At 45.6% G+C, this 20,103-nt stretch carries 19 protein-coding genes; 8 read left to right on the forward strand and 11 right to left on the reverse strand.

Annotated elements, in window-relative coordinates; genetic code table 11:
- Positions 1–59: 59 nt before the first annotated feature.
- The 3 genes from ACLWOR_RS03250 to ACLWOR_RS03260 are packed head-to-tail and all read left to right on the forward strand — an operon-like array spanning position 60 to position 1,930.
- Entirely contained in the window at positions 60–620 is a 561-nt protein-coding gene (locus ACLWOR_RS03250) for a redoxin family protein (RefSeq protein WP_413939231.1), read from the forward strand.
- Positions 610–1,050, forward strand: a complete 441-nt coding sequence (locus tag ACLWOR_RS03255; protein WP_413939232.1) for a FixH family protein — start codon at positions 610–612, stop codon at positions 1,048–1,050. The genes ACLWOR_RS03250 and ACLWOR_RS03255 overlap by 11 nt, the downstream gene beginning before the upstream one ends.
- The gene (locus ACLWOR_RS03260) at positions 1,013–1,930 is read left to right on the forward strand and encodes a hypothetical protein (RefSeq protein ID WP_413939233.1); all 918 of its coding nucleotides are present in this window, start codon (positions 1,013–1,015) and stop codon (positions 1,928–1,930) included. Before ACLWOR_RS03255 ends, ACLWOR_RS03260 begins: the two co-directional genes overlap by 38 nt.
- Positions 1,931–1,932: 2 nt before the next feature.
- On the opposite strand, the gene ACLWOR_RS03265 is transcribed toward ACLWOR_RS03260, so the two are convergent.
- Positions 1,933–2,439 carry a hypothetical protein gene (locus tag ACLWOR_RS03265; RefSeq protein WP_413939234.1) on the reverse strand — a complete coding sequence of 169 codons (507 nt, stop codon included), beginning with the start codon at positions 2,437–2,439 and terminating at the stop codon, positions 1,933–1,935.
- A gap of 136 nt (positions 2,440–2,575) precedes the next feature.
- Here ACLWOR_RS03265 and ACLWOR_RS03270 point away from each other — a divergent pair, with 136 nt between their 5' ends.
- From ACLWOR_RS03270 to ACLWOR_RS03285, 4 genes are all read left to right on the forward strand, one after another.
- On the forward strand, positions 2,576–3,610 hold the full coding sequence (locus tag ACLWOR_RS03270) for a putative zinc-binding metallopeptidase (RefSeq protein ID WP_413939235.1): 1,035 nt from the start codon (positions 2,576–2,578) through the stop codon (positions 3,608–3,610).
- A gap of 110 nt (positions 3,611–3,720) precedes the next feature.
- The gene (locus ACLWOR_RS03275) at positions 3,721–4,311 is read left to right on the forward strand and encodes a YceI family protein (protein WP_413939236.1); all 591 of its coding nucleotides are present in this window, start codon (positions 3,721–3,723) and stop codon (positions 4,309–4,311) included.
- A gap of 21 nt (positions 4,312–4,332) precedes the next feature.
- On the forward strand, positions 4,333–5,187 hold the full coding sequence (locus tag ACLWOR_RS03280) for a DUF692 domain-containing protein (RefSeq protein WP_413939237.1): 855 nt from the start codon (positions 4,333–4,335) through the stop codon (positions 5,185–5,187).
- A complete protein-coding gene (locus ACLWOR_RS03285) occupies positions 5,156–5,923 on the forward strand; it encodes a putative DNA-binding domain-containing protein (RefSeq protein WP_413939238.1) in 768 nt (255 codons plus the stop codon). Before ACLWOR_RS03280 ends, ACLWOR_RS03285 begins: the two co-directional genes overlap by 32 nt.
- Here ACLWOR_RS03285 and ACLWOR_RS03290 read toward each other — a convergent pair.
- Positions 5,920–6,669, reverse strand: a complete 750-nt coding sequence (locus tag ACLWOR_RS03290) for a murein L,D-transpeptidase catalytic domain-containing protein (protein ID WP_413939239.1) — start codon at positions 6,667–6,669, stop codon at positions 5,920–5,922. The genes ACLWOR_RS03285 and ACLWOR_RS03290 overlap by 4 nt on opposite strands.
- Before the next feature lie 285 nt (positions 6,670–6,954).
- Here ACLWOR_RS03290 and ACLWOR_RS03295 point away from each other — a divergent pair, with 285 nt between their 5' ends.
- On the forward strand, positions 6,955–7,986 hold the full coding sequence (locus tag ACLWOR_RS03295) for a matrixin family metalloprotease (RefSeq protein ID WP_413939240.1): 1,032 nt from the start codon (positions 6,955–6,957) through the stop codon (positions 7,984–7,986).
- Here the strand turns inward: ACLWOR_RS03295 and purM are convergent.
- The 9 genes from purM to purF are packed head-to-tail and all read right to left on the reverse strand — an operon-like array spanning position 7,983 to position 19,278.
- The gene (gene purM, locus ACLWOR_RS03300; protein ID WP_413939241.1) at positions 7,983–8,981 is read right to left on the reverse strand and encodes a phosphoribosylformylglycinamidine cyclo-ligase; all 999 of its coding nucleotides are present in this window, start codon (positions 8,979–8,981) and stop codon (positions 7,983–7,985) included. The two genes, ACLWOR_RS03295 and purM, sit on opposite strands and share 4 nt — an antisense overlap.
- Before the next feature lie 10 nt (positions 8,982–8,991).
- The gene (gene purH / locus ACLWOR_RS03305) at positions 8,992–10,515 is read right to left on the reverse strand and encodes a bifunctional phosphoribosylaminoimidazolecarboxamide formyltransferase/IMP cyclohydrolase (RefSeq protein ID WP_413939242.1); all 1,524 of its coding nucleotides are present in this window, start codon (positions 10,513–10,515) and stop codon (positions 8,992–8,994) included.
- Positions 10,502–11,248: a phosphoribosylformylglycinamidine synthase subunit PurQ gene (locus ACLWOR_RS03310; RefSeq protein WP_413939243.1), complete on the reverse strand. Its 747-nt coding sequence runs from the start codon at positions 11,246–11,248 to the stop codon at positions 10,502–10,504. The genes purH and ACLWOR_RS03310 overlap by 14 nt, the downstream gene beginning before the upstream one ends.
- Entirely contained in the window at positions 11,232–14,267 is a 3,036-nt protein-coding gene (locus ACLWOR_RS03315) for a phosphoribosylformylglycinamidine synthase subunit PurL (RefSeq protein ID WP_413939244.1), read from the reverse strand. The genes ACLWOR_RS03310 and ACLWOR_RS03315 overlap by 17 nt, the downstream gene beginning before the upstream one ends.
- Positions 14,264–14,872, reverse strand: a complete 609-nt coding sequence (gene purN, locus ACLWOR_RS03320; RefSeq protein WP_413939245.1) for a phosphoribosylglycinamide formyltransferase — start codon at positions 14,870–14,872, stop codon at positions 14,264–14,266. Before purN ends, ACLWOR_RS03315 begins: the two co-directional genes overlap by 4 nt.
- Entirely contained in the window at positions 14,869–16,104 is a 1,236-nt protein-coding gene (gene purD, locus ACLWOR_RS03325) for a phosphoribosylamine--glycine ligase (RefSeq protein WP_413939246.1), read from the reverse strand. The genes purN and purD overlap by 4 nt, the downstream gene beginning before the upstream one ends.
- A complete protein-coding gene (locus ACLWOR_RS03330; RefSeq protein WP_413939247.1) occupies positions 16,086–17,111 on the reverse strand; it encodes a phosphoribosylaminoimidazolesuccinocarboxamide synthase in 1,026 nt (341 codons plus the stop codon). The genes purD and ACLWOR_RS03330 overlap by 19 nt, the downstream gene beginning before the upstream one ends.
- Positions 17,108–17,812 (reverse strand): AIR carboxylase family protein, encoded by a 705-nt coding sequence (locus ACLWOR_RS03335; RefSeq protein ID WP_413939248.1) that lies wholly within the window; start codon positions 17,810–17,812, stop codon positions 17,108–17,110. The genes ACLWOR_RS03330 and ACLWOR_RS03335 overlap by 4 nt, the downstream gene beginning before the upstream one ends.
- A complete protein-coding gene (purF, locus tag ACLWOR_RS03340) occupies positions 17,809–19,278 on the reverse strand; it encodes an amidophosphoribosyltransferase (protein ID WP_413939249.1) in 1,470 nt (489 codons plus the stop codon). The genes ACLWOR_RS03335 and purF overlap by 4 nt, the downstream gene beginning before the upstream one ends.
- Positions 19,279–20,103: the final 825 nt, after the last annotated feature.

The following is a 20,103-nucleotide window of genomic DNA, read 5'->3' on the forward strand; positions in this document are numbered from 1 at the left end:
AGCGCTGCAACATTATGCTGCCTTTGCCGGGACCTCACGTTTGGAGTATAGATCCCGGGATGCTTATATTTATTTTGAGCGCCCTTTTGGGTGTGGCTAAGGCTGAAGTTCCCTCAGAAATTCAGGGGAAAGACCTCGTCAAGGGGGCTCCCGCTCACTATGCGACTCATTTTTCTGATAAAAAAGCCCTGGTTGTGGTTTTTATGTCGGCTCGCTGCCCTTGTTCTAACAGCCACTTCCCCGTCCTCACAAAACTTGCCGAAAAATACAAAGACGTGCGCTTTGTGGCCGTTCATTCAAACTCGGATGAAACAGTTAAAGAATCTCAGAGTTATTTTAAGTTGATCGGTCTACCGTTTCCAGTTTTACAAGATGACAGCGCGAAAATCGCCGATCAGTTAAAGGCATTTAAAACTCCGCACAGCTTTGTGATTTCACCTAAAGGAGAAGTTCTCTATCAAGGTGGCGTTACCAATAGCGCGATGGCGGATCAATCCGATCGAAATTATTTAGACGAAGCTTTACAAGATATTACAAAAGGTCAGAAGGTGCGCACGGCTGAAGGTCGCACTTTGGGTTGCGTGATTTCACGCGAAGGAGAAAATAAAAATGTTTGGTAAATTGGCATTCCTGGGAACTTTCTTATTTGCCACAATCGCTTGTGCTCATCCGAATTATCAAGATGAAGTGACAGGCACTGCTGATAACAAACCAGCTGCAACTTGCGCATTGGCTTTTGCCAATGGTCTTTGTGTTGATCTTCAATGGGAAAAGCAACCGACTGATTCAGACATGGGTTCTTTCTTTTTGAAATTCTATTCGGCAAATGATCCACAAGTTGCCGTTGATCCTCAAGCACAACTGGCGGTTGTTTTGTGGATGCCAGACATGGGACATGGTTCTTCACCAGTGAAGATTCAAAAAGTTTCTGACGGCGTTTACCGTGTGTACAACGTGTTTTTCGTGATGCCAGGTGACTGGGAAATTCGTATTCGTTTGAAAAACGATAAAAATGAAACTGCTGAAGTTATTCAACCGATCTCTATCTAGTTTTTTATTGCTGAGTCTTTTTGCTCAGCAGTCTTTCGCCGCCGCTTGCTGCGGTGGCGGTTTTGCTTTGCCCTCGATCATCACAGGTGACGACAAAGCCCAACTCACCACTTCTTATTCTTACTCGTCGCTGGATACGCGCGTGCAATCCGATGGTGTTTGGAAAAAACAAAAAGAATCGGACCTGACACAAACACTTCGTTTGGAAGGTGCACATATTTTTGCCGATCGTTATCAGGCGGGCTTATCAATTCCGTTGATGATGAAAAATCAAGATGGTCTCGCCGGTGGTCAAGCTTCAGGTCTTGGCGATACGATGGCTCTCGTTGGTTACGAATATCTGCCCGACTGGGATTACAATCCTTGGCGCCCTAAAGGAATTGGCTTTTTAACTTTGATCGCGCCGACGGGAAGTTCTCAATACGACAGTGATAACTTGTATGCAAATCGTGGTCGTGGTTTTTGGACTTTGGGTGCTGGCACGATCTTAACGAAAACTTGGGTGCGATGGGATGTTCTGGGCACTATTGAACTTCATAAACGTATCGAAAAAGATGTGAACAACGAACACTTCAAGGGAACTGTGACACCGGGTTGGGGCCATTCAGCGTCTTTAGGTGGCGGTTATAATATTCGCGATTTGCGCTTGGGGGCTTCAATCACTTGGGTGAATGAAGATTCGATCTCAGATGGTGATCAGAACATTTATACGTTTGCGAAAGAGCGTTATGCGACCGGAAGTCTTCTGGCGAGCTACACATTCCGACAAAACTTAGCCGGAACGCTTTCGTATTCTGATCAAACTTTGTTTGGTGATCCTAGCAACACCACACTTTCAAAAACTGTCAGCGTGATGTTGCAGAAACGTTGGAGTCGTTAGACTTATTGATTGTCCTCAGATGATTGCAAACCATAACCGGCTGGCACCATTGTGAATCCAGCTTGGTCGCCTTGATCTAAGAATTGCAAACAAGGTCCGCGGAATGTGTACGGCATTGATCCCGGCTCAACGGAAATCGTGCAGGTCATTTTAAAGCTCTCTTCATTGATTTCTTTATGATCGCGACCTGTACTTAAGAAATGTAAATTAAAACCGTCATAACGTGATGATCCACTTGTTTGCACCGTCAGCGTACGACCTTGTTTTGAACACTCGTTTCGAAGCTGAACTGAGTTTTTAGAGATTTGCATGGTCATGCGGGAATACTCATCACCTTTTCGTTGCGAAATCACCCAAGAGCCTTCGATAGAAAAAGGACGCCCTTGCTCGCAGATGGAATAGTTCGTGATATTTTCATATCCGCCGTTATCGTCTTCTTTTTTAGTTTCATCCACACATGCCGTTAGGGCCAAAGCCATTCCGAGAAACAAAGCTGCTACGAGTTTCATTGCCGTCTCCTGATGTTGATAATCTAAGGCTCGCTCGGGTATTGAACGGAGTCAACGTAGATGCTACGTATCAGAATGAGACACTGGCATAAGTATTGAAGCTCTTCTCATATAAAAAGTCAGAAAGGATCCGAGTATGGGCCGCAAGTTTATGTTCATTTTGTTGTTTGTTCTCGTGGGCTCTCATGCGTGGGCGATGTCCTGCAGTGATATTCGCCATCCCGGTGAAGGACTTACTGATCAAGTTTATCTTTCAAAACCGACTTTTCAGATTTCCAAAGCCTCGTGTGTAAATCGCCATCGAGTCTCGGAAAAAGAAATGGAAACATGGCTCGATCAATATGGTGAGGACGTCTTGCCTTGGGCTGAAGTCAATGGCGTGCGTTTCGTTGAGGAGTCTTCCGCTCGCTTGGGACTTTACTCAATGCTGACTTTGCAAAAATCGACTCGCGGAGAAGGCGTTAAGGTCAAAGGACAAGAAGTCATTCTGATGGCTCCTGATATTCCTTTTTACTTCAAACCCAACTGCAAAAAAGTTCTCTGCGCGATCAAAGAAGTTTTCGGGGCTCAGGTCGGACTGAGACTGGCATATATGCTCGCGCGGTTTAATATGAACGGTTCGCACTTACGTTACCCCAATGCTTCGCCTTTTACTGTGGCCGAACTCGATGAGGTTTTGATGGCGCTGCAAGACATCCCGACTGAATTTTTACCTATTACTCAAGATATGCAACTCACTCGTCTGACACGGGGAAAAACTGTAGAACTCGGTGGACACCCTTGCACACTGGCTGACAATCAAATTCGGCTCTATGACCTGTGGGAAATCGCAGCTTCGGATGTGAAGCGCGAAACTCTTATTCATGAAGTGGCGCATGCACTCTCGGATCACCAGTTCCACAACATCGAATTGAAACCAGAGTGGTTGGGGCTCTCTCAGTGGATACATCGCGAAGGCACAAGTCTGAATACTTCGCGTGGTGCCAACCGACAAGAATTTGTTTCTGATTATGCAATGTCGAGCCCGCGTGAAGACTTCGCAGAATCCTTCACGGCTTACATTTATGAGCCCCAACTTTTGCTACGCCAAAATCCTGCGAAATTTCAATTCCTTAAAGACGTGATTTTTAAAGGACGCGATTTCTTAAGCATCAACTCTTGTCGTCGCTAAGTCTGCGCTTTAACAAAAGTTAATTTTTCCAACTCGTAATTTGTCATTATTGGCTTCATCTCAAAAATTAAGGAGTGCTGCTTAACTGAATTATCTTAGAAAGGATTCTTATGCGCGCACTTCTTTTGACTTTTGCATCTGTCGTACTTGCAACTTCGGCCCTTGCCGCAAAATACGAAATCGATCCCGCTCACACGAATGTGATGTTCACTGCTCCTCACTTGGTGGTTTCTAAAGTCAAAGGTCGCTTTGACAAATTCAACGGCAGCTTCGAGTTCGATGAAAAGACCATGCAACTCAGTGACATTCAAGTCACTATTAAAACAGACTCTATCAATACAAATGAAAAGGATCGCGACAAACACATGCGCAGTCCTGACTTTTTTGATTCCGCAAAATATCCTGATATGACTTTTAAAAGTAAAAAAGTCCACTACGACAAAGACAAGCCTGACAAAGTGGACGGTGATTTAACAATTCGCGGAGTTACGAAACCTGTCACTCTCGATGTCGATTACAACGGAGCTGTCACCGACGCCTGGGGAAACCGAGTTGTCACGTTTGAAGCTGAAACAAAAGTAAATCGCAAAGACTTCGGTATGATTTGGAACAAAGCCCTTGATAAAGGTGGCGTTACAGTTGGCGACGAAATAAAAATCGAGATCGAGGGAGAAGCAAAAGTTCCCTCTCCTAAAAAATAATTGAAATTATAAGGAGGCCTTGTGCTTTTCCCTCATGCATCCCATAAGGTAGGTCTGGGACTCAGACCTGCTCACTTCTGCCATTTGGAGCAGAAGCCCCTGACTCACGCGACAAGCCTTGAAGGATTGACCGAACACTATTTAGACTCTCGCGGCCGTCCCTTTGAAATGTTGATTCAGTTGCGCAATCAATATCCGGTGGCGTTGCATAGCATGTCTCTGAATCTCGGAAGTGCCCATGGCGTGCGCATGGATTTCCTGCGTAAGCTCGCTAAACTGGCGGAGCAAGTTGAGCCCTTCCTAATTTCCGATCATCTTTGTTGGACCGGGACGCCGACTCACCATCTGCACAATCTCCTTCCTCTTCCCTACACGGCAGAGACTCTGGATATCATGTCAGCAAATATTGATTTGGCTCAGTCTTATTTACGCCGCCCATTAGCTCTTGAAAATATATCAAGTTACCTGGTCAGCGAAGATAACGAATTGAAAGAAACGGAATTTATCGATGAACTCTGCCGACGCACGGGCTGCACGATTTTACTAGACCTTAACAGTCTGTATATCAATTCGGTCAATCATGGCTTCAGCCCTCTGCAATACCTCAATGAATTGAATTTCTCTTATGTCTCGCAAGTTCACCTAGGAGGCTGGTCCATCGAAGATTCTCTTCTTATTGACAGCCGCGCAGAAGCCGTCACCAAAGAGCTCTGGTCGCTGTTTGCAGCAGTGGCGCCACGGATTCGCCATCTTCCTATCATTATTGAACGTGACCGTAATATTCCGACTTTCCCTGAACTCGAACAAGAAGTGCAAAAGGCCGTACAAATACTGGAGGCTAATTATGAAACTCAGCGAAACACAGAACTCGTTTAAAAATATGACTCTGATGCCTGCGTCCGATGAAGGGCTTTCGCTTAAGCCGCCTGGAAAAATATCGGTGCGGAATGCTTTTGAGATTTATCATCAAAAGTATATTGGTCGCCTGACCGAGGCCCTGCATGAAACTTACGAGACCGTGAACTGGTCTTTAGGAAATGATCTCTTTCGCAAGATCTGCAAGAAATTTATTGAGACCGAGCCGTCAGTTTCATACAACCTCTCTGATTACGGAGAAACCTTTCCGGAGTTTTTGAAAATCAACGCTGACGCCAAAGGCATTCCGTTTCTTTATGATCTCGCTCGTTTTGAGTGGATGTTTAAAAACCTCTATCATCGTCCCAGCCCTGATCCTTTGCCAGTTGAGCAAATTCAGGATTTTATGCGTTCAACGGACTACAGTCTGAAGTTTGTCGATGCCATGGAAGTATTTGAAAGTCCTTATGCCGTCTCTGAGATCTGGGCACGCCGCAAAGAACCTTCCTATATGTTTGAAGACATTCCTTGGGAACAACCGGAGCATCTTCTTCTTTATAAGAAAGATCACCATATCCATATTATGCCGATTGGCCCGATCGAAGCACGCGTGATCTTAGCTTTGCAGAAGGGTCATTCCGTCAGCGCAACACTAGGATTGTTCTCTAACGAATTGAATTCTGAAAAGATCAAACAGATATTTCACTTGATATTAAGAGCTGGAATCATTGAAGACGTCTTAATCGCGGAACCCTAATCGGTTCCGCCGCCTTCTCCCGGTGTGCGATTGCGGTTCACATCGCGTGGGACAAGTTCTTCACCTAATAAAGACTGTTCCCAGGGATATTGCCGAGCATAACCCATCAGATCTCGGTGATAGGACAATATCAAACTGCCAGTTTGCAAAGTCGAAATCAAATAAGGAGCCACTTCCAGAGCGACGGCAAAGCAGCCCTCGCTCCAACCCAGTCTTTTATTTTTCAGAATAAATTCGTCGCTCACGTACTTGGCTCCATGAATAACGATCTGGCGATCTTTCGCCGCATTGTTAGAGCGATCAATTCCTTCTAGATATAAAGACAGTCCATTTTTAGGGCTGGTGTAGGTACCCTTGGCATAATAAAAGCCCAGAGAGCTTTTCCACGAATCTTGGAGGTTTGAAAAGTTTCGAGCTTCCACAACGCCCGAACGTATTCCATGGGCGACATAGTATCTGTCGACTTGTCCCGAAATGAAATTCAATAAAAAGAGTCTTTTCTCTGTTGAGCGCATTGTATAATCAACGATCACCGCATAGTCGACGTTGGGAATGCGTCCTTCATTATAGTCAAACATGCGAAAGAGAAGATCCAAGGCCGGCCGAGCCACTCCTTTTTCAAGAAGGGCTTCGTAAAGAAGCTGTCCCGTGTTGAGACGCCGATCAAAGAGTGAATCTGCATGGGCACTCAAGCCCCCACAAATAATTCCAGTTACCAATATTAAGATGGAAGCGATTTTTTTCACCTGTTCAGCGTCTCGAATCACCGTAGGAGGGGCAAATTACGAATCAGAAACCCGCGCCGTGATTGTCAGATGCTTGGACATTGCATGTCTCGGCATAAAACGGGGTTCAAATTTCTTTAAAGGTTTTAGCGACTTTAGCTGCTGTCGAACCTTTGGTGAATTCTTGTCAGGTGAACAGCACAAGATTCGATCTCAGCTCGTTTTGTAAATAAGCAGCCCATAATTTGTATTTGAGCTCTGGACTGTTTCTTGAATTCCAGTTCCTTTGTTAGCAAGGGGGAACGGGTGACTACTCAATCAGGTATGCGTCGCACAGCCGAACGCCTTGTACTTTCCGGATTCTTTTTATTGTTTTGTGTGAACTGTAACATGGTTCAACTTGGTGATGAAAAAACCGGCGTTGATCTCGCATCAACTGGATCTTCACAGTGTGCGGTTGACACAAACAAATATGAAGCGTCGGAAGAAAATCACGACGGTCACCTTCATGAATTGGTCGATGGAGACCACGTTGTCTACACTCCTATTGTTGAGGAATCAGAAGGTCTGGTTCACGAAACTGCGGTTTATCTTAATGACAGCACAAGCACCAATGGTGCACCTAAATGGAGAACCGGCGAGATTCAGTTTTACTATAATCACGCCAATGCTCCTTCAACTCTTACGAAGGAACAAGTCATCAACCTTATTAAAACAAGTACCAGTCGTTGGACTTCTGTGTGCGGAATTAAGTTCACTTATTTAGGTGAATCCAATGCCCCGTGGACTGCAGGACAAAAAGATGGATTGAATGTGATCAGTTGGGGTGACGCTGGTGGTGCTTCCGGCGTGACTTACTCTTACTGGAAAACAGTTCGTGGCTCGAATGCCTTAGAACTTGGTGAATCTGATATCAACATGAGCATCTATGATGTGCGTGATGCGCGCACCTATGAAGGTGTGTTGAACCACGAGTTGGGCCACATGTTAGGTCTTTCTCACTCGAATATTTCTGAATCTATTATGTTTGCAAATCCATATCATCCTGTGAGTTATCTTTTAACTCTCAGAAATGATGATATCAATGGGTGCAAAGGACTGTATGGAGCGGTAGCGTCGACACCAACGACGCCGGCACCAACGCCAACGCCGTCTCCATCACCTAGTCCTTCGCCGTCACCATCGCCATCGCCTAGTCCAAGTCCGTCTCCAAGTCCTTCACCGACTCCGACAGTGCCGCCTTCAACAGGCGGGGGCTCTGGTGCAGGAACTGGAGCGGGCTCTGGAACTGGGACTGGCGGAACAACAGGCACGACTCCAAAAACACCGTGCCCTTAGAAAGCAGCGAGCACTTCTCCTCGGCCTTCACGGATCGAACCTAAGATCCAAGATTTTTCACCGCGTTCTTTCAGAAATGAAAGAACGCGTTCCGCTTCGGCCTTCTCCACTAACATCACAAAACCAATGCCCATATTAAAGGTGCGATAAAGTTCTTCCTTTGTCGCATCCACGCGCTCAGTAACTTTGCCAATCACGGGCGCGACTTCATTCAATGCTGGCCACGAATCGATTTTATAATCGAATTTGCTGCTCATTCTCGGGATATTGTGGATGCCTCCGCCTGTGATGTGAGCGCAGGCTTTGAGCGCTTGTGGGAAGGTCTTACGTATCGCTTGAAATATCGAGACGTAGATCTTTGTAGGCGTCAGGAGTTCTTGCATCAGCTCTGTTTCTTCGGGCTTCACGAGTTTTCTAACAAGTGAATAACCATTTGAGTGAAAACCACTTGAGGCCAAACCGATAAGCACATCCCCTGCTGTCATGTTTTTTTCATCGAACATTTCTTCAGGTGTGAGGTCTCCGACAGAGAATCCTGCGAGGTCATATTCATCGTTTTGATAGAAGCCTGGCATTTCTGCGGTTTCTCCACCAATGAGAGCCATCCCTGATTGTTTGCAACCATCGACCATGCCTTCGATCAGTTCTTCACTGATTCTTGTATTGAGTTTTCCAAAGGCCATGTAGTCGAGGAAAAAGAGTGGCCTTGCGCCGACACAAAGAAGATCATTTACACACATGGCGACGAGATCAATACCGACACCTTTGTGGCTGTCGAGCGTTTGTGCAATTTTTAGTTTCGTGCCCACCCCGTCTGTACATGAGGCTAATAGGCGATCCGGGGAAACTTTATAAAGGGCCGCAAATCCACCGATACCTTCAACCACGTTTTCATTAAAGGTTGTGGGAACGAGTTTTTTGATTCTCTCAACAAACGCGTCCCCTTTTGCGATATCGACACCGGCTTTTTTATAATCGAGTGATTCTTTATTCATATGCATTCCTTTAGTGAAGAAAATGTCTGCGACCCGTGAACATCATCGCAAGGCCTCGTTTGTTGGCTTCGGCGATAACTTCGGGATCTTTGACGGAGCCACCGGGTTGAACCAAGTATTTCACACCGACTTTCGCTGCGACCTCGATGGAATCCGGGAAAGGAAAAAAGGCGTCTGATGCTAGAACCATTTGCGAAACGTCTTTGATGCCTTTGTCTTGGAGGCGCGGGATCACCAGTTTTTCGATGCAGTCGATACGGTTGGTTTGTCCTGTTCCGAGAGTGACCATTTCAAACTCGGATCCTTCTTGACGGCAAAGTGCGATGGCATTGCTTTTGAGATTTTTCACACAAAGCATTGCAAAAGCTGCCAGCTTTTCTTTTTCTATCGGGAAAGTCTTATCAGTCACGACTTTAAATCCTTCAGTCGAGAACTGATCTTTATCTTGAAGGAGTACCCCGCCTTCAATGCTGCGAACTTGTATGGATTTTTTGGGCGTGAGATCGATTTCGACCAATCGGCAGTTTTTCTTAAGCATCATTTGGGCATCAGGCTCGAATGACGGAGCCAAGATCACTTCGATAAATTTATTTTCAAAAAATCCTGCTATCTCTTTGGTGACTGGGAAACTGAAGGCCAAGATTCCACCGAAGGAACTTTTCTCGTCACCCTTCCACGCCATATCGATTGCACGAAGCGGAGTCTCGGCGATCGCCAACCCACAAGGCGTATTATGTTTCACGACAACTGCTGTTGGATGAACATAGTTTCCCTGCCATGCGACTGTGTCTTTCAGAGTTTGTAGAGCAAAGTCAGCATCGAGGAAGTTATTGTAGGACATCTCTTTGCCTTGAAGTGATTTCCGGTGCGCGAGTCCTTTGGTGAAAGGATCTGGGAGCACGCTGGCTTTTTGATGTGGATTTTCGCCATAGCGAAGAGCTGATCCCGATTGTTGTTGCAGGTATCCGGCAATTGCGAGGTCATAGAATGCTGTCATCGCGAACACTTCTTGTGCGCACTGCTTACGGAACTCCGGAGTAGTTCCGCCGTCATGTTGTGCGAACTCTTGTATGAACGATTGATATTTTTCTGGATTATTGAGGACCGTAACGGAAGCGTGGTTCTTTGCCGCAGCTCTTAAGAGTGTGGGACCGCCGATATCAATGTTTTCTACGCATTCAGCGAAGCTTCCACCTTTCTGCAAAGTTTCATGGAAGGGATAAAGATTTACGACAACCAAATCAATCGGATCAATGCCAAGTTCTTTGGCGGTCGTGACGTCGTTTGGATCTTCTCTGCGGAACAGAAGAGCTGAGGCAATTTCAAAGCTGATCGTTTTCATGCGGCCTTGAAAGGCCTCGCCCTTACCGCTTAGTTTTTCAACCGGCGTGACTTTAAAGCCTGCCTGCTCAAGTGATTTTGCTGTTCCACCGCTGGCAATGAGTTCGACGTTTTTAGCTGCTAGAACCTTTGCGAGATCTACGAGACCTGTTTTATCTGAAACGCTTAAGAGAGCTCTTTTAATTTGTTGCACGATCTTGTCCTTTCAAATACTGCACAGCACTTTTAAAAAATTCCAATCCATAAGATTTGCCTGCGAACGGCATTTGCCAGTCGTGCACGGCGGCTTCCGGGTGGGGCATCAAGGCAAACACCAATCCCGAAGGATCGCAGACTCCCGCGATTCGTTCCGTGGCTCCGTTAAAGTCTTCTGAATATTGGAAAACGATTTGATTTTTTTCTTTTAAACCTGTCAGAACATCATCACTTTGACAGACAAATCTTCCCTCACCATGCCGAGCTGGGAGGAAAACTTTTTCTGGAAGGTTTTTTGTCCAAACGCACGGGGAATTAAGATTTCTTTCTAGCTCCACCCATTTATTTATGAAATGACCTTGTTCGTTTTTAACCAGTGAGCATGTTTTTTGGAAATTGGCATCGGGCAAAAGTCCCAAGCGAACTAAAGTTTGAAAGCCATTGCAAATTCCCATGACCGGGTACTTCTTTACAAACTCTCGCAGTTCTTCGCCGACAAAACGCTCAAGTTTCAAAGCTAAGATCTGGCCGCTGCCAAGATGATCACCGAATGAAAAACCACCGGGAATCACCAGGCCCTGATAACTTCTTAAAAGCTTGGCATCAGCGACAAGTTCACTGATATGAACTTTATCAGCCTCAGCTCCCGCTTCGATAAGTGCTTTCTGTGTTTCGTTTTCACAGTTAATACCATCGCCCCATAAAACAAGAAACTTAGGCGTGATAGACATGCGTCACCCCTTCTGACCAAAGTTGGAAAAGCTCTTTTAGCGTGGCTTCGGCTTTTTCTCCGTTGAATGTCCATGACAAAGTCGTTTTACTTTGAACAGTTCCCAGTTGCCTTGCACTTTCAGTGAAGTGAGCTTCGAAAGTTTTTTGATTTTCTGGTTTTACACTCACAACAAAGTTTGAACCTGTTTCCGACCACAGATTTTCCCATTTGAATGAATTCAAGCTTAAATCTGCCCCGAGAATTTCTCCGAAGCAGCATTCGGTGATGGCAGAAATCAATCCCCCGTCCGAAACATCATGGCAAGATTGTAGAAGGCCTTTCTTTTGCGCTTCATAGATTCGGATATAAAGATCTTTGTTCGTTTGAAGATCTGGATATTCTGGTGATTGAGTTTGTGTTTGGTACTGATCTGCAAAGACGGAACCGTACAAGCTCTCCGTTGTTTTTCCCAAGAGATAAATCAGATCGCCGGCTTGATTGAAATAGCTACGAGTCACCAAGCGTGTGTCTGGAACTTGTGCAATAGCTGTCATCAGAAGAGTTGGAGGCACTGAAATCTTAACTGTCTCTCCGCCTTGCGTTTTTCCGATGAAATCATTTTTCATACTGTCTTTACCACTGACCAGTGGGGCGCGATAAATTTTGGCTGCTTCGTACAATCCCGCACAGGCACGAACCAATTGGGCCATCTTGTGACTGGCGTCTGGATTAGATGCTTTCGGTGTGGGGTCTGGCCAACAGAAATTATCGACAAGTGCCATCTTCTCAGGGTTTGCTCCAGTTGCGACAAGATTGCGAACAGCCTCGTCGACTGCTCGTTGCGCCATTAAATATGTGTCGTACGCCGAGAACTGAGGGCACAGACCATTTGAAACTGCGAGTCCATTGTATTTTTCTCCTCCGTGCATCGATAAATCTAAAACACCAGCGTCGCTGGGTGCGCTTTGAGTGCTTCCGCTATACGGTTTTACTCTGGTCGCGGCTTGCACTTCATGATCGTAATAGCGAACCAAAGCTTCTTTTGAAGCGACATTCGGAGAAGAGAGGATCTTTTTTAAAGCTTCCGTGATACCAGCCGCATTTGTTTTCGGAGCAGCTGGTTTAATTTTTTCCCGATGGAATTCGTTTTCGGGTTTGGGTCCCTCGAAATGAGCTTTGAGTTTCATTCGAGAAAGTCCCTCATGTAGGAAATGTAAATCCAGTTTTGCTAATTCCGTATGACCGTGCAGCACTTCGAAGTAACCACTATCCGTAAACTCTCCGAGGCAGGTGGCTTCTACGCTAAAGCTTTGCGCAAGAGTAAGGAATTCTGTGAGATTTTCCGGTGCGACCGCATAAGACATACGCTCTTGCGACTCGCTGACTAGCATTTCCCAGTATTCAAGGCCGGGGTATTTGAGGGGATGCTTCGAAAGATCCATACGAGCACCGCCACACATCGTCGCCATCTCGCCGATTGAAGAGCTCACTCCTCCAGCACCGTTGTCCGTAATGGCTGCGATCAAGCCGCGATCACGGGCCATTAACGTAAAATCTAAAAGACGTTTTTGTGTGATACTGTCACCGATTTGAACGACATTCGATGCGACCTGATCGTGAAGTTCCAAAGAACTAAACGTTGCACCGTGAACTCCATCTTTACCTAAGCGACCGCCAGCCACGACAATCTTGTCTCCTGCTTTGATATTTTTAACTTCGCTGGGTGCGCCTTTCACCGTTTTTGGCATAACTCCAACCGAGCCTACGAAAATCAAAGGTTTGGCTGAAAAGTTACTCGCAAAACAGAAGCTGCCATTAATTGTTGGAATGCCACTTTGATTGCCACCTTCTTCGACTCCGGCATGCACTCCTCGGAAAATCACATCAGGATTTTTTAAAAGTGAAGGACGTTTATCGGAGTCGGCACCTGGAAACAGATTTTTGTGCGAAAGACAGAACACATCCATATTCGCCACCGGTTTTGCTCCCAGGCCACATCCTAGAATGTCTCTATTCACTCCAAGAATTCCTGTGATGGCGCCGCCGAACGGATCTAATGCCGATGGACTGTTATGAGTTTCAACTTTTACGCACACATTGATGTTATTATCAAAATCGACGATTCCCGCATTATCTTTAAAAACTGAGACCAAGTAGCCGCAGTCTTCGAGTTCTTTGGTGGCTTTTTGAATATAAGACTTATAAAGGCTTGTGATTTTCTTTGAACCAAACAAAGGACCTTCAGACGAGTCTTCAGAGTAATCCACTTCAGCGGCAAAGATTTTATGCTTACAGTGTTCACTCCACGTTTGCGCCAGACACTCAAGCTCCACTTCGGTGATTTTCCCCTGCCAATTTGCCGGGCGATCTTTGGTTGAACTGAAATGCTGAATGATGGTGTTAATTTCCTCATCATTTAAAGCAAGTCCCCGTTCGAGATTGATTTTTTGCAGAACCTCAAAGTTCAAATCAAAAAGAGCCAGCGATCGCTCAGCCATCTTAGGAACTTTCCAATAATCTTGGAAATTTTCGAACTGTCCATGATGAGCATTCGTCAGGGATTGGGTGATTTCAACTTTCTGCAATAGAGGGTTTGCAAGTCCTTGGAATAAAACTTTTTGGATTTGTTCTTTCCCCAGGTCCGACGTCATTTTGACTTGCCAGCCGCTATGCACTTCAACTGCAAAGTTCTGCCAGGGGATTTGTGGGGTGTCTGAGAATAAAGCTAAAGCTTCAGTCGCCGAGCGTGCCCAATTGTCTGTCACTCCCGCTAGAAAGCGAATTTCAGCAAACTGTTGGCCTTCTTCGATATCACCGAGTCCAATATACAAATCCTCAGCGATCGGATCGAAAAAAATCTTTCCTGTGTGCTTTTCAATTTGCAGGCGATCAAAAACACCGGCTTCTCTTTCTAAAAGCCAGAAGACCTTTTCGAGGCGAAGGTTTTCGACTGGTCCTTGAACGCGCAGGGCTTGAAGCAGATTATTCTCTGCAGTTTTATCTATTTTATTTGAGACAACCAATCTTAGGCTTTTCATGATGTCCTCATATATCTTTGAGTCGGGATTTTATTAAAAGCAATGTCGGTCAAAACTTGGGTGTAAAGACTGTGCTCCAATTGATGAACGCGAGCTTTAAAGTCAGCAAGACTTTCACCTGCGAGCAATGGCAAACTTTGTTGTAAAATAATTGGGCCCGTGTCCATCCCCTCGTCGACTTGATGAATAGTTACGCCACTCTTAGAAACTTGGTCTTTGTAAGCGCGTTCAATGGAATCCGTGCCTGGATAAGCAGGTAACAATGAAGGATGGATATTGAGAATTTGTGAGGCGCCTTGATGGCGTTCACGTAAAGCTTGCAGAAACGACGCGCCAATGAGACGCATGTAGCCTGCTAGGAAAATCCAATCGATGCGATACTCATCAACATGTTTGAGGATCGCATCCTCGTGGTCTTTTCGAGTGCTAGTTCGTTCGACGATGTGGCTTCGAACTTGGTGAATTTGAGCTCTTTGTAAAACAAATGCGTCTTGGCGATCGGTAAGAACGAATTCTACAGAAATCTTATCAGAAAGCTCCTGAGCCTTGCGAATAAGAGCTTCTGCATTTGAACCTGATCCTGAGGCAAAGATCGCTATTCTCATTCTCCAATATCCTGTCGATAGTAATGACCTTGAAACTGAACTTGCTGAACGACCGAATAAGCTTTTTCACGTGCCTGCTGACGAGTTTCACCGAGCGATGTCACTCCTAAAACGCGGCCGCCACTATTAATGAGATTCTTGCCGTCACTTGCCACGCCCGCGAAATACAGCTGTGCTTGCGAAGAAGTCGTCGGAGTCGTGATTTTATGTCCCAAACTCATGCGAATGTCAGGATACCCCTGGCTTGCAACTACAACATGCACAGCAGATTGAGACGTATGTTTAAGTCTCACATCTTTTAACTGGTGTTTTGTTGCCATTAAAATGACTTCCAAGAGATCGCTTTCAAGACGAGGAAGCAGAGCTTGAGTTTCAGGATCGCCCATACGGACGTTGTATTCTAAAACATAAAGGTCTTTATGAGTCTTCATAAGACCGGCGAAAAGAAAACCTTGGTAAGGCTGTCCTCTTTTTTTCAGAACTTGCAGCGTTCTAGCAAAATACGATTCAATCTTTTGCGTGTCCTCTTCAGAAATGAAATCGCAGGGACTGAAAGCGCCCATACCGCCCGTGTTGGCGCTAAAAAGATCTGGAGTGATTCGCTTGTAATCGCAAGCCGTTCCCAGAACGACAAAATCTTCGCCATCACAGAGGGCAAATGCGGAAAGCTCTTGGCCGATTAAGCATTCTTCTAAAAGAAGCGGAAATCCATAGGCATGCGAAAGTTCGTTTGCCGCGTGTAGAGTACTGTCGAGAGTTTTACAAACACTGACACCTTTACCGGATGCAAGACCATCGGCTTTAACGACCAGGGGACTTTCAAAATTGTGCTGCGAAATAAAGGCGTGTGCTTCTTCTAAAGTCAGAGCTAATTTAAACCGAGCGGTGGGAACTTCCGCTTGAATAAGCACTTCTTTGCAGAAAAGTTTGGAAGCTTCAAGACGAGCCACCGTTGCATCAGGGGAAAAACAGGGAATGGCTTTTTCTGCAAGTCGGGCTTTGAGATCCGAGAGAATCATGGCCTCAGGACCAACGACAACCAAATCAATATTATTAGAAACGGAAAAATCAACAAGGGCACCTGGGCTTTCAATATTCACACAGGTGAGCCCTTGGAGTTGCATACCCGGATTCCCGGGCGCAACCCAAAGTCCCCGCAAAAGCGGAGACTTTGAAAGTTTGTCTGCAATAGCGTGCTCTCGCCCGCCTTTGCCTACAACAAGGACGCGCATCTCGCACTCCAGTTTTTCAGATTTGCGATTGCTTCAAACGGTTTTTCACGGCCCATTGCCATCGCCACTTCATTCGCAAGCGATTTATAGAGCAAAGAAGCCGTTTCAATTTGTTCTGCCGTTAGAGCTGGTGGTTTTTCACCCAGTTCTTTCATGCAGATTTCTTTCCACTCTTCAGTGCCACGCTCATTCGCGATTTCTTTGGCTTTCTTAACTGCATCGTACCAAGGAGTTTTAGTATAGATCTGACGAAGGAATTCTTTTGATAGCGGGAGTCCATCGTATGTCAGACGCAATTCATCAGGACCAATGGAATCCACCAGGAATAAATCACGATTGCCGTCCGGTCTTTGTTGACCGAACGCATATTCGAATTTTCCGTCCCACAATTTTACCCCGAATGAAGCGAAAAGAGATTCAAGATGTGTTGCCACTTCGCGAGTGAGTGCGCGGATACGAGACAATTCTTCGTGACTGACAACTTGCAGACTTTCAATTTCAGCGCGAGTCAAATAGCGATCTGATGCTTCTAGTTTTGTTGAAAACTCAACTAAAGGTGGCGAAAACTTATGTGTTGAATTCGGAATATCCTCAAGACCCAAATCTTCTAGATAAGCAGGGTTTTTCTTAAGACGACCTTCCAGAGAGTTACCTTGCCCAAGTAAGAAACGGAAAATCACTTCAAGAGGTACTAGGGTCTGTTGAGGACGGTTTGCATAGGCCGTGTATTCATAACGACCGTTTCTCCAAAGGGGACGGATTACGTCGACGCGTTTGACAGAAATAGCGTCTGAGGATTCTTGCGCCACAAAGTGTGAATGAACGTTTTTAGATTTCAGGTATTCAAAGAAAAGTCCTGCCATTATTGCCAATGCTTCCCCTTTTTGTGGGATTTCATTGGGCATTTCTCCCCAATCAAATACGGAATAGCGATGGCTGTATTTAAAAACTAACGATTGACCCTTCTCATAGATGTCTTTGACGGAGCCACGATAAATCAGATTCATAGGACCTCCATTTTTTGAATTTGTAGAACGAAATTTTGAATATTATTAGCGCCGACCCAGAAGCCACCTTTTTGCGCTTGCGCGAAAAAGTTCAAAGACTGCTCTGGCTTTTGCAGTTCTTCTTTTTCAATCAACCAGAGGCAAAGACCTTCGGAAACTGTTTCATCAGTTGCAAGGCACAGATTTCCACGATTGCGAGGATCCGTGGACTCGACCCATTGGATTTTTCTTTGCGTTTTCTCTTCGATATCTTGAAGCGCCTTTTTTATAAGTGGATGTTCCGTCTTTTTCTGATTCCAAGAAAGAAACAGCTCAGATGTTTTCTCCCAAGCTTTTACTTTTGCAAGGAATGCTGGAAGTTTCGCCACCTGAGATTCAGTCGTTGCCATCACGGGGATATCTTTTGGCATTTGCACAACTGACATAAAGGCATCTAAACCGCCAAAAGCACCGTTAACCGCAATTCCAATCACAGGTTTTTGCGTCAGAGATGCCACCACACCTGGCAAGTGCGCAGCCAACCCTGCTCCGGCGATAAAAACTTGCGCATCTGATGTCGTCATCACTTCACGCACACGTGCAGGATGGCGGTGGGCTGACGCCACTTCCATTTTGACGTCCGCAACACTTTCCAGTGATCTGCAAAGGGGTCCATAGACTCTTTCATCACTTTGACTGCCGAATAGAACTTGAATCTTCATACGTTCACCTCATTTTTTCCGCCGCCACCGATATTACGGGCGCGCACTTCTAAGAAATCTTTTTCTGAAACTGGGACTGGGTAATCACCGTCGAGACATGCACTGCACAGACTTTGCAGTCCGATGGCTTCTTTAAGCCTTGTGAGTGGCAAATAGATCAAGGCATCAACACCTAAGAGGTCAGCGACTTGATCTTCGGTTTTTTTATGCGCAACCAACGACTCGCCTTCTGGGAAATCGATTCCATAAAAACAAGGGTTGCGAATTGGCGGACAAGTACTCGCTAAATAAACTTTTTCAGCACCCGCTTCACGTAAAAGCTGAATGATGCGGGCTGAAGTTGTTCCCCGCACGATACTGTCATCGACTAAAAGGATTTTTTTGCCGCGGATTTCACTCTCTACCGGCATGAGTTTTAAATTTACCATCGCACGACGAAGTTCGGGTTCGTTGACGATAAAACTTCTTTGCACGTAGCGGTTTTTCATGAGGACTTCACGGTAAGGAGTGCCAAGGACTTCAGCCAAACGTAAAGCTGCTGCACGAGAGGTATCAGGAACTGGAGCGACCACATCGACATCCAAGTTTTTTGCAGCAAGAATGCGACGGCTTTCTTCAGCGAGAATCTCTCCAAGCCTTAAACGCACCTCATAGACAGGACGTCCATGCCATTCAGTCTCGGCTCCTGCGAAATAAATCCATTCAAACATACAAGGACGAGCGGACTTTTCTGAAAGCGCATAACTTTGTAAATTCAAATCCCGGTCGACAAAAATAAACTCACCAGGTTTCAAATCGCGCCAGTATTCATAACCTAAAGCAAAGAACACCTGTTTTTCAGACGCAAAACAGTAACTATATTTTTCCCCGACTGATTTTCGTCCTATTAATAGAGGGCGAATTCCCTGAGAATCGGTAAAAGCGAACATCCCTTGATCGGCCATCATGCCGACCACGCTATAGGCGCCTTTGACCTTCGTCACAACATCACGAGCTGCCTCGGCCAGAGTCGTTCCGGAAATTCCTTGTGACATGCGATCCGAAACACCAATCGACATCATATGCAGCAAGATTTCCAAATCATTGCGAGTAAATGTCCAGCGACTGCGACGATTACGCACGAACTCTAAGATCTCATTATAATTAGTCACGTTCCCGTTGTGGGCCATACCGATGCCACTTGGATAACTGAACACTAATGGTTGAAGGTCTTCTTTAACGACCGTCCCGATCGTTGAGTAGCGCGTGTGCCCCAACGCCATCGTCCCACGCAGTTTTGCCAAACGATCTGCCGGAAATACTTGGGAGACCAAGCCTAGGTCTTTCTCCAAATGATACTCGGTGCGCTCAAAGTCATAACTCAAGATACCAGCCGCATCCTGTCCACGGTGTTGGAGAGCGTACAATGCGGGATACAGTTTTTCTCCGGCTTGCTTCTCTCCAATGAGTCCAACCACACCACACATTTATATTGTCCTTTCAGACGGAGGAACTGATTCAGAAAATAAAAAAGGCGCCACATGGACGCCTTTAATTAGATTTGCAATATTCAATTTTACGAGACACTTCGAGTACACAGATACACTGCGACTGCACGACAGACCCTCATGCGGGTCTTTCCCCGGCGGATGCCCTGTTTCGGGCGAAAGGCCTCTCCATTTTTGTAACTGGATCATGCAGCGTCCTTCGGCTCAATTGTTCGGAATGAACTGACGCTACCGAATTCATCAAAACTCGGTCAAGACCCCTAACACAATCCTAACAATTCAACACGCTGCTCGGGTTTTCGGGTGAATGATTTGTTTCACGCCGTCCGGGCTTTGTTGTCGTTCGCACAAGAGTACCACACCCCTCTCCCGCAAATCTGCTTCGTCCGTTTAGCGTCGCTTCGCTTGTTTTTTTGGTAGTTTGGGATTCAATATTTTTTTCTGAGTTCGAAATATTCGATAATGCATGTTTTTTCTAACTGAACTTCTGCTGAGATGAATTCTTTTTAGCCATCTTCGTTGTCAATTTAAGTACGTCTTTCTTATTAATGATAAGCCATCAATCACTGATGTGCCTCACCCTCCAGTTTTTCTTTTTCGAGAACTAGTCTATCTTGTAGTTTGGTGGTCTTTGCCCTCTGGATAGCCCACCATAGATTAATGAAATCGAACGTCTTTATGTCGGAACGACATCCTTGTGCAGCAAAGAATATTTGTAACAATAAATTATTTGACCAACTTTTCGTGTTCGCACGACTGCGCTAGACGTAATAACGACGGCTCTTCTATTTGAACAAATCAACT

The organism is Bdellovibrio sp. HCB2-146, assembly GCF_047345725.1.
Classification (GTDB): Bacteria; Bdellovibrionota; Bdellovibrionia; order Bdellovibrionales; family Bdellovibrionaceae; genus Bdellovibrio.

Bases quoted from the DNA above. Each gene is read 5' to 3' on its own strand.
- ACLWOR_RS03330 (WP_413939247.1), bottom strand. From the start codon at position 17,111: ATGAATCTGATTTATCGTGGCTCCGTCAAAGACATCTATGAGAAGGGT.
- ACLWOR_RS03310 (WP_413939243.1), bottom strand. From the start codon at position 11,248: ATGTCTATCACGCCTAAGTTTCTTGTTTTATGGGGCGATGGTATTAAC.
- ACLWOR_RS03315 (WP_413939244.1), bottom strand. From the start codon at position 14,267: ATGAAAAGCCTAAGATTGGTTGTCTCAAATAAAATAGATAAAACTGCA.
- ACLWOR_RS03270 (WP_413939235.1), top strand. From the start codon at position 2,576: ATGGGCCGCAAGTTTATGTTCATTTTGTTGTTTGTTCTCGTGGGCTCT.
- ACLWOR_RS03285 (WP_413939238.1), top strand. From the start codon at position 5,156: ATGAAACTCAGCGAAACACAGAACTCGTTTAAAAATATGACTCTGATG.
- purM (WP_413939241.1), bottom strand. From the start codon at position 8,981: ATGAATAAAGAATCACTCGATTATAAAAAAGCCGGTGTCGATATCGCA.
- purD (WP_413939246.1), bottom strand. From the start codon at position 16,104: ATGCGCGTCCTTGTTGTAGGCAAAGGCGGGCGAGAGCACGCTATTGCA.
- ACLWOR_RS03260 (WP_413939233.1), top strand. From the start codon at position 1,013: ATGAAACTGCTGAAGTTATTCAACCGATCTCTATCTAGTTTTTTATTG.
- purN (WP_413939245.1), bottom strand. From the start codon at position 14,872: ATGAGAATAGCGATCTTTGCCTCAGGATCAGGTTCAAATGCAGAAGCT.
- ACLWOR_RS03275 (WP_413939236.1), top strand. From the start codon at position 3,721: ATGCGCGCACTTCTTTTGACTTTTGCATCTGTCGTACTTGCAACTTCG.
- ACLWOR_RS03255 (WP_413939232.1), top strand. From the start codon at position 610: ATGTTTGGTAAATTGGCATTCCTGGGAACTTTCTTATTTGCCACAATC.
- ACLWOR_RS03335 (WP_413939248.1), bottom strand. From the start codon at position 17,812: ATGAAGATTCAAGTTCTATTCGGCAGTCAAAGTGATGAAAGAGTCTAT.
- purF (WP_413939249.1), bottom strand. From the start codon at position 19,278: ATGTGTGGTGTGGTTGGACTCATTGGAGAGAAGCAAGCCGGAGAAAAA.
- ACLWOR_RS03265 (WP_413939234.1), bottom strand. From the start codon at position 2,439: ATGAAACTCGTAGCAGCTTTGTTTCTCGGAATGGCTTTGGCCCTAACG.
- ACLWOR_RS03250 (WP_413939231.1), top strand. From the start codon at position 60: ATGCTTATATTTATTTTGAGCGCCCTTTTGGGTGTGGCTAAGGCTGAA.